Below are 16,235 nucleotides of genomic sequence, written 5' to 3'. Positions count from 1 at the left end.
TTTTTATATAACAAATACCAGTGGATACTTGCAAACTGTGTACAACCAACCACACTGGAAATGGAAATCAAAAAATGTCAGAAAATTTCAAAGAACTGTTTGAGCAATCACTTAAACAAACAGAGATGAGAATAGGTAAAATCATCGAAGCAACTGTAGTAAGTATAGACAAAGAATTCGCTATGATTGATGCTGGTCTTAAATCAGAATCATTCATCCCTGTATCTTCTTTAAAAAATAGCAACGGCGAACTAGAAGTAGCTGCTGGTGATAAAATTAACGTTGTTCTAGAAGCTCTAGACAACAGTTGCGGTGAAACTAGACTATCAAGGGATAAAGCTAAGAAAATCGAGCTTTGGGACAGAATCGAAAGAGCTTTCGAAAACAATGAAACAGTCCTTGGTAAAATTACTAATCATGTTCGTGGTGGTTACACTATGGATGTTGAAGGTTTAAGAGCATTCTTACCTGGTTCATTAGTTGACACAAGACCTATCAAAGATGTAGCTCACTTAGAAGATAAAGATATCGAATTAAAAGTTGTAAAAATCGACACTAAGAGAAACAATATTGTTGTTTCTAGAAAAGCAGTTATCGAAGAGAACAACTCTGGTGATAGAGATGCCATGTTAGAGAAAATCTCTGAAGGTAGCGTTCTTAAAGGTATCGTTAAAAACATCACAGACTTCGGTGCGTTTATCGATCTTGGTGGCGTTGACGGTCTATTACACATCACTGATATCTCTTGGAGCAGAATTAGCCACCCTACAGATGTACTATCTATAGGCCAAGAAATCGATGTTAAAATAATCAAATTTGATAAAGAGAAACAAAGAATTTCTTTAGGTATTAAGCAACTTGGCGAAGATCCATGGTTAAATATCGCTAATGAGCTTCCTATAGGTGCTAAGCTTATGGGTACAGTAACTAACATCACTGACTACGGTTGTTTTGTTAAGTTAAAAGAAGGTATCGAAGGTTTAGTTCATACATCTGAAATGGATTGGACTAACAAAAACATTAATCCTCATAAAGCTGTATCTATTGGTCAAGAAGTTGAAGTTATCGTACTTGAGCTAGATGCTGATAACCACAGAATCTCTCTAGGCATTAAGCAATGCAGACCTAATCCTTGGAGTGAGTTTGAGAAAAATTACAAGCCAGGTGATAAAGTTACTGGTAAGATTAGATCAATCACTGAATTTGGTGTATTTATCGGTCTAGAAGGCGGTATCGATGGTCTTGTACATATTTCAGACGTCGCATGGGATAACCCTGCTAAAGCTATCAAAGAGTTTAAGAAAGGTGATGAAGTAGAAGCTGTACTAGTTTCTGTAAACACTGATCTTGAAAGAATTGCTCTTAGCATGAAGCAGCTTTCTGAAGATCCATTCAAGAACTTTGTAAATATCCACCCTAAAGGTTCTTTAGTAACAGGTAAAGTGACTAAAATACAAGACAATGGTGCGGTAGTTATACTCGATGAAGATAACAACATTGATGGTTTCATCAGAATTTCTGAAATTTCTGCTGAGCATACAAAAGATGTTCGTGATGAGTTAAGCGAAGGTCAAAAAGTAGAAGCTAGAATTATCAATATTGATACTAAGAAGAGAAGTATTGCTCTTTCTATCAAAGCTGTTGGTGAAGATAATACTGCGGCTAGCAAGTCTAACTACAAAGTAGAACAAATGACTCCTACAACTCTTGGTGACCTTATCAAAGAGCAACTAAACAAGAAGTAAATTTAAACACTACTAAATAACTCTAAACCTATACGCTGTATTTCTAGCTTATAGGTTTTTTTATTTCTAAAATAGTAATAAAATATTCTTAGCTTAATTATAAACTTAATAGAATATGCTTACTAAAGACTTGGGTAAAATCATTAGTGAAATAGTAAACGATAGAGTTGTTAGTATTCCTACAGACACAGTATACGGTTTGAGTTGCAACATCTCTAAAGATGCGGTAGCAAAAGTCATAGACTTAAAAAAAAGAGACTCAAACAAAGGCTTTATCATAATCTCGCATAACTATAAGCATTTACTCAAGTATGCAGATACTACTAAGCTATCTGCTAAACAAATTGACAAAATATGTTCCAAACAGCCTCAACCTACTACTTGGATAGTTCCAGGTAAGAAGGGTATCCAGTGGTTAACAGGAGGCAAAACAACTATTGCGATACGCTTAGTAACAACTGATATAATAACTTACATCTGTCAAAATACTAATGGTGCTATTATTTCAACTAGTGCTAATATATCTGAAGAAGATTTCATTAATAACGCCAAGTCAATAAATAAAACATTTGATAACATTTATATACTAGAAGCTGAAGTTAAATCTTCACAACCATCTAGAATTATTGATATAATTAGCGGACAACGATACAGATAAGCATTAATATACGAAAAGTTTGATAAATAGCTTAAAATGTAATAGCATTATCAGTGTAAATTCTTTTGAATGAATGGATTAGAAAGGAATAAAATGGAAAAGATTAGTCATAAAGATATACAAGATAAATTATGGAGTAACGAAGACGAAAGTAATTTATCTAATGAGCAATATAACTCGCTGTTAATTGAACAGTATAAAATATACGTTGAATTAACAGATAGAACTAACTACAGAAGAATTGTTATTAACCTATTCTTTTTAGTTTTCAACCTTGTATTAGTTGGAGTCGTTGCTTTAGCTATTAGTAACAACATTAATGTCGAAAATCCTCCTTCTGGTATACTCGTTAGTATCCCATACTTTGCTGGGTTAGTGTTTTGTTATGCATGGTGGAAAATTATTAGATTCTTTCGACATCACATACAAATAAAAAATAGTATTGTGCCATCACTTGAAAGACGACTTCCTTCAAGAGTATGGTTAACAGAAGAGCACATTGCCGAAGAGAAAGGTTCATTCAAACCTATTAGAATATTAGAAATATATATGCCATTTATCTTCATGGGTATTTATACAGCATTATTCTTATTTGTCGAAATTGCTTGGCTACCACATACCTTAAGTTAATAAATTTTCCTAATATCAAGTCTTTTAATAATAACTTGCTTTAAAACTACTATTTAGTTAAACAACAAATTTATCACAAGCTATTAACTTAATGGTTAAGCTTGTTTAAACCAGTCAAATGACTTTGCTAAAGTTTGTAGATATTAGGTTTCATGCCCGTTTAAATGAACCTTAATCTCTAATATCTAAAGTTCATCTTGCAAAGGATACTGATTTAATAATTTTATACAAGAATCCAATAGCCCAAAGCCTTGAATTTGCAAGGTATACAAAGAGACATCTAGTCAAGCTCAATCAACTTTTAAACTAAATCTAAAGACTTTTGTATGCTAGCCAGAATTATAGGTATTAATTAAATTGTGATATATATCTAGTTAATAGTTCTTAACTGCTCCGAGATATATTCATCATTATTGTGCCACAGCTTATTCAGCCAACTTTGAAAATGATGTTTATCTTTATCGTTACCAAAATAATCACCTAATGGCACTTCAGCTATAGGAATTAATTCTACTTTTATTTTTATTTTTTTTGTTTTCCTAACCATAAAATCCCATAAATTTTGTTCTGGATTATCATAAATAATCGTGGTATTTAAAACGCCAACCATTCTATCTGATAAGCTTTTTAAAATCACAGCAATTCCACCAGCTTTAGGATTAAGGAGATTTTTATAGTTACTTTTTAGCGCTTTGTGTAATGTAAATCTAGTACCTTCAACAAAATTTACAATTGCAGTTGGTCTTGGTGATAGCTTTTTGCAGTATGCTAGAGTTTTTTGTAGATCTTCACCCTTTTTTTCTGGATGTTGATTTAGATACTCTTTTGAGTAACGTTTCATCGCTGGAAATTCTAATGCCCACGCAATCAGACCTAACACCGGAATAAAAAATACCTGGAATTTCATGAAGAATTTAGGAAATGCTATTTTTTTGTGAAATACCAACATTAATATAAAAGTATCTAGCCAACTCTTATGATTACATATAATTAGATAAGATCCTTGACTATCAAGTTTTGCACTCTGCTCAAACTCAAATTCTGTTGGAGAAAATAATTTAGTTATTAAAATAGCAAAACTTACCCATAAACTTGCAGATAATTCCACCACTGAAGTACACAAATGCCTTATTCTCTTTATCGGAATCACAAGCTTCACCAACGAAAAAATAAATATTGGTATAAAAGCGATTATTGCACTAGATGCAAAACAGACTATTGAAAATAGCGCATAGTAGCCATATTTCACTATATTTATCATTAAGATTGTTATAAATTGTTATTTACTACCTAAATAGTATCATTTATATAAGATTTTTTAAAAGATTATAGAAATATATATTAACTTTTTGAGCTCTAGCTTAATCAGGATTAAAGTTATGAATCTTAAAATTTATACTTTATACCTACTAGAGAACCTTTAATATTGCTTCAACTGTGAACTAATAGTAGTGTTATGGTGTTTATTAATAGTAATAGCTATCGCGCCATTTGCATAAGTATCAAAAACCTTTAATTTAGCATTTTTATAATTTTGATGTTTTAAGGGCTTATCAGAAATATACACAAGATAACCGTTAACTAGATTTAAAAATCTAGAATCTAATATTGATGGTGTGATTATTATCTCTGGATGAATAACTCTATTATATAAAGTGTAGATCTGTTGCTGAGCCTTATTATTTGAATTATCCGCTAATAAAAACTCTTTGCGTTGATATTTTAATGAAACAAAGCAGCTTTTACCATTTGATAGTAGCTTGATTAATGTGTGATTGTTTAACTTAAAATTATTAACATAGCTACATTTTTGTACAACTTCATCAGTAGTTATATTTGTAATAACTGTTTTAATCGTAGCAATTTGCCTGATAAGCTTAAGCTTTAAACTCTTATCGCCATCAACAATTATAAGATAATCTATTTGTCTAATACCTGCCAATTTTAAATAGCTTTCTAACACATTTACTAACAGATACTCATTATCTAGATTCTTTACTGATGTATACAAAAGATTTTTACCTTCATCTTGGACTAATACCATTTGGTTTTGAGTATCAAAAATATGTATTTGAAATCGTTGGTATTTTTCAGCGATATTTTGTGAAGATTGGAAAAATACTAGGCACATAGATAATCCAAGAATTCTAAAAGATTTACTAACAGGAAAGATTAATAGAATAACCCCTAAAATTATAATTATTAGACTAAAAAATGAAAAATAACTCCAATAGGTTATAAAGCCAGCATGACTAGTTAAAAAGCTTAAATAAACAACTAGAAGCTTCAAAAATAACATTGGTATCAACCATAGCTTAACACTGATAAAAGAAAGCAATAAACACAAAAGCAATAGCGGCACGATCACAAAACTAACTAAAGGAATTGCAACGATATTTGCTAAAATTGAAACAACAGAAAAACCGCCAAAATAATAAACTGATATAGGAACTAAAAAGATTGCTAAATAAGTTTGTGCAAGTAACATTTTTGCCAATTTTGACCTATACTGCTGCATCACTATGGCAATAATAACCAGTAAGGTCACAGCCGAGAAACTCAACCACAAGCTTATGCTGTAAATTGACTTAAAATCAAGCAGAAGTATTATGACAAAAGCAATCAATAGCGACTTAACTATTGAAATACGTTTAGCAAAAAGCCATAACAAAGCTACTACTAAGAGCATTATTAAAGCACGCTGTGTTGGTAAGCTAAAACCAGCTAATAAACTATAGATAAAAGCAATAGTAATAGAAGCTAGAACTCCAATATACTGTGCTGGCAACTTGCGACATAAGTGTGGCGATAATGACCATAATCCTCTAAAAATAATAAATGCAATAAATGCTAAAAGCCCTACATGTAGTCCAGAAATTACCATTAGATGTGATGTTCCTGAGCTAATCAAAAGATTTTGCTGTGACTGATTAAAATTCTTATCGCCGATAAGTAGCGCTATGGCATAATCTTTTAGTTTATAATCGTTTAGCTGCTTTTGTAGATGGTTATATAGATAATACCTTATGCGTTGAGGCAAATATAAGCTTGCGGTGCCTTTGTATGTAATAGCCGAGTTATCAGTAACTTTTCCAAGTGCAATAATATCATTATGTTCAAGGTACTCTGCATAATTAAAGGCTGCAAGATTATCATACTCATGTGGTTTATAGATTTTTGCTTCTAATTCTAGCTTATTAGCTGGTATTAGATAGTGACGATATGACTTAGCCGCCTTGAGTAATATATCGCCATACTTATAGCTATGGAAAATAAATTCATACTGATTATCTTGTAGTTTTGGAATACTGCTGACAACACCAGCAAGTAAAATATTTTGATTATATTTAAACTCCTCAAGCTTGTCATAAGAATAACAACAACAAACACTTATAAATAAAAGTATAATTAATAAACATCTTTGTCTAGCTAGCATTATAGACATCAAAATATTACTACTTAAGTACCATATTACCCTAATTGAGTCATTACTAATAACTTATTTTTCTAAACAAAAGCCATAAAAATAACGCTTTTAAAAACTCTTGCAATTTATAAAAAAAAGCAGATAATACCCTCGACTTAGTTCTAACAAAAGGTTATATGAAACCCTTAAAAATACTTATTGATAACAAAGATATATGGTCGCCATATTATCCTTATTCAAATCTAGAAACAACACACCAATATCTACAAAATATTAGTACCAAACCTAACTACATTATAAATCTATCTGAACAGATGAATTACCTAGAACAAGGATATTATGCTTGTCTTTTAGCACATTCAAATAAAGACACGATTATACCGACAGTTGAAACTTTAAATAGCATTAGCCATTTTGAGGAAACCTTACTATCTAATCTGATTAATAATAAAGATCATAAACTGCTACATACTCTAAAAACTGAATTTTTATGCCTGAAAATTTTCTTTGGTGTTACAAATATAAAAGGCTTCGAAAAGATAGCTAAAAAAATATTTGAAACATATCCTGCACCAATATTAGAATTAATATTAGAAAAACAAAATTCTCTATGGAAAATTAAAAAAATAGCTATTGGGCACATAAGCTCACTTAATGATACTGAACAAACAATTTTTGCAAATGCTCTGAATAAATTTAGTAGTAAAGTTTGGCGTAATAGAAAAAGCAAAAAGAATTATTACTATGATTTAGCAATATTACACGACCCTGATGAGATATTACCTCCTAGTGATAGTAAGGCTCTTAAGAATTTTCAAAAAGCTGCTCATAGTTTAGGCATCTATACAGATTTAATCACTAAAGATGACTATATGAGTTTGCTTGAATATGATGGACTTTTTATTAGGACAACGACTTCAATTAACCATTATAGCTATAGTTTTGCAAAAAAAGCCGAAGATAATAATCTTGTGGTTATTGATGATACAAAATCTATAACCTGTTGTACTAATAAGGTTTACCTACACAATTTGATGATTAAAAATAAAATTCCGACTCCAGAAAGTAAACTTATTTTCAAAGATGAAAGTTTTTCACCTCAAAAATTGATTGATGAACTTGACTTACCCATAGTCCTAAAAATCCCTGATGGCTCATTTTCAAAAGGTGTTAAAAAAGCTAAATCTGTAGAAGAGCTACAGCAAATTCTTAATGATATGTTTGAACAGTCTTCGATAATAATAGCACAAAAATATTATTATACTGACTTTGACTGGCGTATCGGCATATTAAACAACAAACCAATATATGCGTGTAAATACTACATGGCAAAAGGTCATTGGCAGATTACTAATCATAATAAGAAAACCACCCAGCATGGCAGTTCTGAAGCATTTGCGATTCATCAGGTCGATAAGGCAGTAATAAAAATCGCACTTAAGGCAGCTAAAACTATTGGCAATGGTTTGTATGGAATCGATATTAAAGTTGTTGATAATAAGCCAATTATTATTGAAATTAACGATAACCCATCTATAGACTCAGATATCGAAGATGCTTATATCGGTGAGCAACTCTATACTACTATAATGCTAGAATTTCTAAACAGAATGAACTATAAGAAGTTACCATATGCAAATATCTAAGGCTCAATCAACAGATCTTCAAGCGCTTATAGATCTAGAGAAATCGATTTTCTTATCTGATAGAATTTCAAGAAAACAATTTATTTATAATATTAAAAAACAGAAATACTTTTTTGTCGCTAAAATGCAAAATTTATCAGTGGGATATATCCTATGTTTCGAGTATAAAAAAACTATTAGGGTATACTCTCTTGCTGTAGGTGAAAATTATCAAGGACAAGGTATTGGTAAAAAGCTCTTGCAATATATCCTAGATAATAGCAGCAAAAATATCTCACTAGAAGTAAATGTAAATAATTTTAAGGCTATTTGTTTGTATCGCAAACTTGGTTTTAAGATTAGTAAACAAATTGATAACTTTTATGAAAATGGTGATGCTGCATATAAAATGACTCTTATAAGAAAAATATAGATTATTAGGCTTTTCTAACCATAATTTGTATAAAGAGCTACTATAAAGTAACCTATCACAAGGAGGCATCAATTGCTCATCACTCATACAGTTAATTCAATATGTAGCCTACTAGGCATAAAAATAGTACACTCTGGCATCCTGAACTCGTTTCAGGATCTCAATCAAATCAAAATTATAGCGAGATGCTGAAATAAATTCAGCATGACATTTTTATATGTAGTTAGCTGTAGTACGATCTTTAGCTCCCCAGTCACAAGTTCCATAACATCTTTCTCCTTTAATAACGTAGTCATATGTTCTAGGCATATCTAATGCATGACCAGATTCATCTAGGTAACAGATAGGCAAACCTTTAGCTTTATATTGTTCAATCTTTTTCTGAAATAATTTTCGCTTGTCTTCGTCTACTTTGAGGTGAACCAGAGTTTTTTTATATGTAACATCTAACTTTTTAAGATTATAGCTAATACAATGCTCGCTAACTCCCAACCTTTCTGCTCTTTCTTTTAGATATGCATCAGGATAGTCTAATACATCTTGTTTTAACTTAACTAAATCAAGTTTGGTATTAGGCTTATTTCTTGTATCTTTAGGTAAATTACCTTTTAACCACTCTTGGATACTTCTAACACTAATATTAAATCTATTTGATAATTTTAAAAAGCTAACACCTTCTGATTTTAGCTTTAATACCTTTTTTATAAAGTGATGTGAATATGCCATAAGAGTAAATAAAAATAGTATACTACTTTTATACGTGGTTAGCTATATAGTTGTATAAGCATCTTCCCAACTTTGACCAGTATTCTTACCTGCTGCTAATGAATTGCCAAAGATTACAGAGGCTTGTAAATGTGCAAATATAAACATACCTATTAAAATATAAGTTATCCTTTTCATTTCTTACATTTTTATAAGAAAATTTTATATAAATCGATTGTCTTATTGTAAACTATAAAACAGCTAAGTTACCAATTTTATCGGAACTAAATTATCTGGAATTTTGGGGAGGTTTATTTCTAATAATTTTTTTCTAGATGTTTCGCCTTTTATTATCCTTATAAGTTTCTTTTTAATCTTAAACTCTTTAGCAATAAACTCAATCAAAGTCTTGTTTGCTTTACCACCTATAGCTGGCGAGGCTATCTTAATCTTTAACAACCCATCAAAAACTCCACAAACTTCACTTTTAGCAGAGTTAGGCTGAATATACACAGCTAAAATAAAACTCATTAGATAAATATTAATAATGAAAAAGTTGCAAAATAACACTTTGGAGAAATATTTGGATACATAATAATGCAACCAATACTATAATCGGTGAGAAATCAAAACCTGAACTTGTAGGTTTGACTATTTCTCTTGCTTTTGCTAGTAGTGGCTCTGTAACTTGACATATAACCATAATAAGCGGATTATAAGCTCCTTGGACAAACCAGCTAGAAATAGCCCTTATTATTATCAAATATACATACATATTTATAATCGCAAAGATTATATCTATAACAGGCTTAATCAAAATAAAAGTTAACTCAAAACCAAAACCATGAAGCCAACCTAGAAGCAAATCTTCAATAGCAAATACAATATAAACCGCAACTATACACGACCAATCTAGATTTAAAAAACCAGGGATAAATTTTCTCAGCGGCAGAATAACGATATTTGTTGCACGCATAACCAACTGACAAACAGGATTATAAAAATCTGCTTTTACCCACTGAAGAAAAAATCTAAATAGTAATATAAATGCGTATAATCCAAAGATTATATTTACTAAAAAACTCACAACATTAATTAAGGCATTTAACATATTTCATTATTCCTTTTACTTTTTCTGTTTAAGAAAGTTTAATCCTGCAACTATAGTTTCTACTTGGGCTAAAATACATTCTTGTGAATTTGTTCTTGGACTATCAGGGTAAACTTCTGTAGTCGTAGTATATTCAGCTGTTGTAAAAGACATACACAGTTTTTCTTTATCAGAATCACAAGACATAATCCCATCTTTTATAGTGTCATCTCCAAGAATATTTGTATCTGGATCAGTAGGAGCTATATGAGTAACTTTAGCTACAGCTTCAATTATGTGCTTTTGAAACTCATAATGTGGTTTATTTTGATTTGCCACTAAATAAAAACCATCCGGTATTGTCCATTTACTAATACTAATACCCTCTCGTGCAGCCAAAGCTGGTCTAAACTCACTATCATCTGTATCTGTTGTTTCATGTAAGTCTATATGCATCAAAAACTCAACACCTAATGAAAAAACATATTTCATCGCCAAAACAGCTTCTTGACAGCCACTGTCTAAATAGAATGATCTATTTGGATCTACAGCATTAGGATTCCAACGGTTGATTGTTTCATAACCCCAAGGGCTCAAACAAGGCAAGACAACTATATTATAGTCTTTGGCAAACTCTTGTGCTCTAGTCTCAGCAAAGCTAATAGCGCCTTGAACACCACTTGTTTCATAGCCATGTACCCCCCCTGTTATTAAAACATAAGGTTTACTTGAGTCCCAATTTTTAGTCTTTATTGCATATAAAATATAACTTCCTACTGGATATTCTAATTTACCATAAGTTTCTATATCAAATCCTTTTTGAGGTAATGCTAATATTTTTTCCTCTGCTTGTTGTTGATAAGATCTTTTGATATTTTGTTCAGTAAGCCATTGTTGTTTTTGTTGCAATCCCCATTTTTCACCTGGTATGCCGATATGATACTGTGCAGTCATATTAATTCCTAAATATTTATTTTATCTACTATGTAAATAGTATAACGATTTATATACTAGCTCTGCAAAACTTTTATCTAGTATTTTTTAGTTAATCATATAGCAACACTATGACCCTTAAGATAATTATTATCAAAAAATAATAGTTAGTCACAGAATATAAGCAATATTATGGTAATGCAAAAATAAAATTTATATTTGCTGCTGCTAAGGAAAACCCGGCAATATAAAAATACCACCTAGATGATATAAAGAATAAACAGCACTATAGCTATGCTAAACAACACTTTAACATTATCATTCTTTTGACTAATAACTCTGAACTATTGTGGTTTTGGTTGTAGCATACCCCATATAGCTACTCCAGATATAGCAAATCATTTGTAATATAGCTAACTCTACATATAAAAATGTCATGCTGAATTTATTTCAGCATCTCATTATAAGTGTTGATTTTATTGAGATCCTGAAACGAGTTCGGGATGACAGAATGTACTACTTTTATGCCTAGTAGGCTATAGTGTATACATAACAGCCTACAGGCAGCAAACCTTGACTAAGGTTAACAATCTTCCCTAAAAAAGGTTATGCAGATGTCAAAATAGCAAATAACTACGCAACTCTTTTTTTGCTTTACCAAAAAATATACAAAAATTAAAAACAAAAGCGGTTGTAAGTAAGATAATGTATTTAGAAGCACAATCTTGCAATAAATTCTAATCGACTATAAAATATTAACTTATAGCAAAAAGCCAAGTACTTAAAGACTTTATGCGCTGTAAAAATATAAAAGATTAAATTCTTATGGCTGGGCTACCAGGATTCGAACCTGGGAATGACGGGATCAAAACCCGTTGCCTTACCGCTTGGCGATAGCCCAACAGAAACTAACCTCAAGTTAGTAGACATAGTTTAATGTTTTGACTAGCCATTTGTCAAGAGGTTTATTAATTTTTCTTGCAAGCTGATCAAGTTTATTTTTATCTGCTGAGAGTAAATAAAAACAACAACCTGTACCTGTCATTCTAAAATCACTATCTAATTCTTTTAGGTATTCACTAAACTCTGGATATTTTGCATAAAAGACATTCTCAAAATCATTATGCATAATACTTTTATCAAAGTCTAAATCTTTAGATATCAGTTCAGTAGACTTAATTAACTTCTCACTTGCAAAAAATTCTTTTGTACTGATGTGAATATCAGGTTTAATTAAGAGCACATACTGTGGACTAAAATCCTTATGGTGCAATACCTCACCGATACCTTCTGCCCAAGCAGATTTACCATAAAGAAATATTGGCACATCCGCACCAAGTTTTGTAGCCAAGGGAATCATTTCCTCATTTGACAATTCAGGTAAGTAATAATCGCGTAAAGCTATAAGTGTAGTTGCAGCATTTGAACTTCCACCTCCAAGCCCTGCTCCCATTGGAATATTTTTTTTAATCTCAATATTAGCACCTATGTCTTGTACACCATAGCTCTGTTGGAAACTTTTGATAGCTTTATATACTAAATTATCCTGTTTTGAGGCAATGTTGATATTACTTGAAATATTAATCTCTCGTGAATCATTAAAACTAAAAGTTAGCTGATCTTTTAGATCTAAAAAGGTAAACCAAGTTTGCAGATTATGGTAACCATCAGCACGTTTGTTTAATATATGCAAGAATAGATTTATCTTTGCATGACTATAGTATTTTTTAGCTTTTATATTTGCCATGATTTTATAACGATTTTTAGAATTAGATTATCTCTAGACATCCTAATCTTTGTTGGTAATGGATATTTAGAATCAACTAGTTCGTAATTACTATAAGAAATATTCCAACCATTTTGGGATAGTTTACTTAACAGATTGTTAGTGTTTAGTTTCGAAGTTTGTCTAATACCTGGTATCGCTATGGCTTTTATCCAATATTTTAATCCATCTACTGGAACATACCAGCCTAATTGCTCTAACATCAGAGATTTAGGATCCTTTGCTGTTAGCTTTTGATCTTTACTATTCTCTAGCGATACATTGTTAGCATCACCTTTTATCTCAACACTACCTATTCCTAATGGACCATAAAGTTTGATACTAAAATTATCATCATCTTGTACATATATATAATTAGCAGATTCAGCCTGATTGTCATAAATAATGCCAATAACACCCTTAGCTTGCCATTTTTTAAGCTTGAATAAGTTATTATAAGTAGTCTCTCGGTCAAAAACTGTCTTAGTAGTAATAGCTGTAACATTAGTTCGCGTTGTAGCACAAGATGATAGTGAGATAATTAATATTAAAGCAATAAATAAGCTAAATTTGTGCTTTATATCTATTTTTAACTTTGACATATTGTTCAGCGTTTTCTTTAATAATTTGTCTTTCATGCTCACTTATTGGTCTGATTTGTTTAACTGGTGAACCTAAATACATATAACCTGACTCAAGAACCTTCCCTGGTGGCACCAAACTACCAGCACCTAGAAAAACCCATGGCTCGACTACAGCTCCATCAAGTATTATTGAGCCCATGCCTATTAGACAATTATTTTTTATCTCACAGCCATGCAAGATAACACCATGTCCTACTGTCACATAGTCACCTATAGTTAGCGCAAATCCTAGACCAGAATCTTTAGGATACTCAGTGGTATGAAGTGTGCTACAATCTTGGATATTAGTGCCTTTACCAATAGTGATTGTTAAGAGATCTCCTCTTACACTGACCTGTGGCCATACGGATGAATCTTCTTTGAGAATAACATCTCCAATTACTGCAGCTGACTCATCAACATAGGCTGAGTCTGCTACCTTAGGATCTTTACCATTAAAGCTTCTTATACATCTAGACATAGCTGATCCTTACTTTTAGTATTATCATCTCTTAATGATATCAAACTATAACTCTCAATTTTAATCTTTTTATTCTTACTAAAAGGTTGTGCATAGCCATTATCATCGATGGTAAATAATGCAATAGCATTAGGATTATCACTAAAAAACTTCTCTAAAGTGTAGTTAGGGGTAATATTTGTACTTCTAATTTTAGCTCCTTGATTGAGCATTTCTAACAAAACATTAAAATCAACACCTTCATCAAATAATAAATTTGCTAAATTTGTTTCTATCGCACCGATACCTTTGTAACTCTCTTTTTGAGCAGTACGTAGTACATAAACATTATTTGAGCCAAATTCGTATTTATATTTCATAGCTGATACAGCATTTACATACTCACTTGTTGATAATCCGAGCATCGCGCCGATACCCACCAAATTAATACTCCAATCAGCATGAATTGAAACAGGACTGCCATAATAAGTATTTAAGCCCAGCTGACGACATTTTTGCACATTACCCCAAGACGAATCTGTAATCACCACTTCGATATCATTTTTGACGAAAATTTCTGCTAATTCACGTGCAAACCTATTACCACCAATTATTAAGAAACCTTTACCTTCTGGTTCAGTAACACCCAACGCTTTTGAAATATATGGTGTAACAATACTTTGAAAGACTACCGTAAAAACAATTATCATAAAGACAAAGAATACTAAAGTATTTGCTTCATTGTATAGTTCAGGATGTGATTTAATAATCTTAACTGCTACTAATGCAGCTACTGATGCTGCCACAATCCCACGAGGATAAATAATCCCCATAACGATTCTTTCTGCAAAAGTTGTTTTAGAACCTAAACAACATAAAAAAATAACTATCGGTCGTAAAATAAACTGTAAAAATAAGAAAACCTCAATTAGATCTAACCAATAATCTTTGAATAGACTAAAATCTATCTCTGCTCCTAGGACAATAAAAAGAACTGAGATAATTACAATACTTAGGTTCTCTTTAAAAGAGACAATATCAGACATTTTAATATCTTTCATATTTGCCATTACCAGGCCTGCTACTGTTACCATTAACAGCCCAGCACCATGCATAACCGCATCAGAAATAATAAAGCCCAGCACAATTACTGCTAGTACAAAGAAGCTTTTTAGATACTCTGGAATATAATGTTTTCTGAAGCTTAAGCCAATTAAAAAGCCAAAAATAAATCCTGATGTTATCCCTAAAATACATACAAACACCATATATGCGATAAAAGTGCTTGTTGCATTAGGTTGATTAGCAAAATTACCGCCAATAACAAACCATGCCAGCATAAAAACAACTACTAATGCGCCGATAGGGTCTACAAGTATAGCTTCCCATTTTAAGATATTTGCAATCTGCTTTTTAGGTCTAACAGTTCTCATCAACGGGGGCACAACAGTTGGGCCACTTACACAGGTAATACCACCTATCAGCATAGATAGCTCTAGATTCAAACCAACAATATAATAGCAAAATAATGCCGTAAGTACGACAGTAATTGCTAAACCCACGGTAATTAGAAGTACAACAACACTACTTACACTTTTTATCTTACTAAAATTTAGCGATAAACTGCCTTCAAAGAGAATTATCGCGACACAGATTGAGACAAACGGTGATAAAGCTTCACCAAATATAATGTTACCATCAACAAGTTTAAAACCACTTTGAAATATTACTTCAGATAAAGGTCCTAAGATAATTCCACTTAAAATCAAAAAAAGTATCGATGGAAGCTTTAATCTCCAAGATAAAAACTGCGACACGATAGCAAAAAACAATATCAAGCCAGATGCCAGTAAAATATAATTAGACGAATGTACAAATAGCTCCATACTATTATTCAAAATAAGTGCCCTGAATAAAAAAACATCATAATAAGAATTCTAAATATTATATGATATTGGCTTTTTTATCAACGTCATAACAACAAACATAAACTTATATACAGATAGAACTAGAGTTAAAGTATTAATGTGCCCAACGTCATATAAACTTTGTTGGGTGAAATTCATATAGATAGTTTTAATAATAATTGCTAAGAGCTATTAAAATTAAATTATTAAGCAAAACTACTACAATTATTTAAG

At 31.4% G+C, this 16,235-nt stretch carries 16 protein-coding genes and 1 tRNA gene; 5 read left to right on the top strand and 12 right to left on the bottom strand.

Going from position 1 to position 16,235, the window contains the following annotated elements; genetic code table 11:
• Positions 1-74 precede the first annotated feature (74 nt).
• The 3 genes from rpsA (at position 75) to CGC45_RS00595 (ending at position 3,033) form a co-directional block, all read left to right on the top strand.
• The gene (rpsA, locus tag CGC45_RS00605) at positions 75-1,745 is read left to right on the top strand and encodes a 30S ribosomal protein S1 (RefSeq protein WP_232310100.1); all 1,671 of its coding nucleotides are present in this window, start codon (positions 75-77) and stop codon (positions 1,743-1,745) included.
• Between the two features lie 115 nt (positions 1,746-1,860).
• Positions 1,861-2,403 carry an L-threonylcarbamoyladenylate synthase gene (locus CGC45_RS00600; RefSeq protein ID WP_071628489.1) on the top strand — a complete coding sequence of 181 codons (543 nt, stop codon included), beginning with the start codon at positions 1,861-1,863 and terminating at the stop codon, positions 2,401-2,403.
• A 93-nt stretch (positions 2,404-2,496) separates the two neighbouring features.
• Complete coding sequence (locus CGC45_RS00595) at positions 2,497-3,033, top strand: intracellular proliferation membrane protein RipA (RefSeq protein WP_114702136.1); 537 nt, start codon at positions 2,497-2,499, stop codon at positions 3,031-3,033.
• 370 nt (positions 3,034-3,403) lie between these two features.
• On the opposite strand, the gene yihG is transcribed toward CGC45_RS00595, so the two are convergent.
• Positions 3,404-4,294 carry a 1-acylglycerol-3-phosphate O-acyltransferase, YihG family gene (yihG, locus tag CGC45_RS00590; RefSeq protein WP_071628488.1) on the bottom strand — a complete coding sequence of 297 codons (891 nt, stop codon included), beginning with the start codon at positions 4,292-4,294 and terminating at the stop codon, positions 3,404-3,406.
• A gap of 159 nt (positions 4,295-4,453) precedes the next feature.
• The gene (locus CGC45_RS00585; RefSeq protein ID WP_071629935.1) at positions 4,454-6,469 is read right to left on the bottom strand and encodes a ComEC/Rec2 family competence protein; all 2,016 of its coding nucleotides are present in this window, start codon (positions 6,467-6,469) and stop codon (positions 4,454-4,456) included.
• A 167-nt stretch (positions 6,470-6,636) separates the two neighbouring features.
• Here CGC45_RS00585 and CGC45_RS00580 point away from each other — a divergent pair, with 167 nt between their 5' ends.
• Complete coding sequence (locus CGC45_RS00580) at positions 6,637-8,106, top strand: RimK family ATP-grasp domain-containing protein (protein WP_071628487.1); 1,470 nt, start codon at positions 6,637-6,639, stop codon at positions 8,104-8,106.
• Positions 8,093-8,518, top strand: a complete 426-nt coding sequence (locus CGC45_RS00575; protein WP_071628486.1) for a GNAT family N-acetyltransferase — start codon at positions 8,093-8,095, stop codon at positions 8,516-8,518. Before CGC45_RS00580 ends, CGC45_RS00575 begins: the two co-directional genes overlap by 14 nt.
• 213 nt (positions 8,519-8,731) lie before the next feature.
• Here CGC45_RS00575 and CGC45_RS09175 read toward each other — a convergent pair whose 3' ends face one another.
• The 10 genes from CGC45_RS09175 to CGC45_RS00530 form a co-directional block, all read right to left on the bottom strand.
• Positions 8,732-9,244, bottom strand: coding sequence for an IS630 transposase-related protein (locus CGC45_RS09175; RefSeq protein ID WP_084387423.1), 513 nt, complete (start codon positions 9,242-9,244; stop codon positions 8,732-8,734).
• Positions 9,245-9,286: 42 nt separating this feature from the next.
• The gene (locus tag CGC45_RS09245) at positions 9,287-9,421 is read right to left on the bottom strand and encodes a hypothetical protein (protein WP_257211281.1); all 135 of its coding nucleotides are present in this window, start codon (positions 9,419-9,421) and stop codon (positions 9,287-9,289) included.
• 63 nt (positions 9,422-9,484) lie between these two features.
• Entirely contained in the window at positions 9,485-9,754 is a 270-nt protein-coding gene (locus CGC45_RS00565; RefSeq protein WP_071628485.1) for a DUF167 domain-containing protein, read from the bottom strand.
• A gap of 10 nt (positions 9,755-9,764) precedes the next feature.
• A complete protein-coding gene (locus tag CGC45_RS00560; RefSeq protein ID WP_071628484.1) occupies positions 9,765-10,334 on the bottom strand; it encodes a YggT family protein in 570 nt (189 codons plus the stop codon).
• Positions 10,335-10,349: 15 nt separating this feature from the next.
• On the bottom strand, positions 10,350-11,267 hold the full coding sequence (locus CGC45_RS00555; protein ID WP_071628483.1) for a M14 family metallopeptidase: 918 nt from the start codon (positions 11,265-11,267) through the stop codon (positions 10,350-10,352).
• 805 nt (positions 11,268-12,072) lie between these two features.
• Positions 12,073-12,147 (bottom strand) — tRNA-Gln (locus CGC45_RS00550).
• Between the two features lie 18 nt (positions 12,148-12,165).
• The gene (gene ispE / locus CGC45_RS00545; protein WP_071628482.1) at positions 12,166-12,993 is read right to left on the bottom strand and encodes a 4-(cytidine 5'-diphospho)-2-C-methyl-D-erythritol kinase; all 828 of its coding nucleotides are present in this window, start codon (positions 12,991-12,993) and stop codon (positions 12,166-12,168) included.
• Complete coding sequence (lolB, locus tag CGC45_RS00540; RefSeq protein ID WP_114701997.1) at positions 12,981-13,613, bottom strand: lipoprotein insertase outer membrane protein LolB; 633 nt, start codon at positions 13,611-13,613, stop codon at positions 12,981-12,983. The genes ispE and lolB overlap by 13 nt, the downstream gene beginning before the upstream one ends.
• Positions 13,576-14,115: a gamma carbonic anhydrase family protein gene (locus CGC45_RS00535; RefSeq protein WP_071628480.1), complete on the bottom strand. Its 540-nt coding sequence runs from the start codon at positions 14,113-14,115 to the stop codon at positions 13,576-13,578. Before CGC45_RS00535 ends, lolB begins: the two co-directional genes overlap by 38 nt.
• Positions 14,100-15,992, bottom strand: a complete 1,893-nt coding sequence (locus tag CGC45_RS00530) for a cation:proton antiporter (RefSeq protein WP_071628479.1) — start codon at positions 15,990-15,992, stop codon at positions 14,100-14,102. The genes CGC45_RS00535 and CGC45_RS00530 overlap by 16 nt, the downstream gene beginning before the upstream one ends.
• Positions 15,993-16,235: the final 243 nt, after the last annotated feature.

The sequence above is a fragment of the Francisella opportunistica genome, assembly GCF_003347135.1.
Classification (GTDB): domain Bacteria; phylum Pseudomonadota; class Gammaproteobacteria; order Francisellales; family Francisellaceae; genus Francisella; species Francisella opportunistica.
The sequence above is the reverse complement of the archived record's forward strand: the minus strand, read 5'-3'. Positions and strand labels throughout refer to the sequence as shown.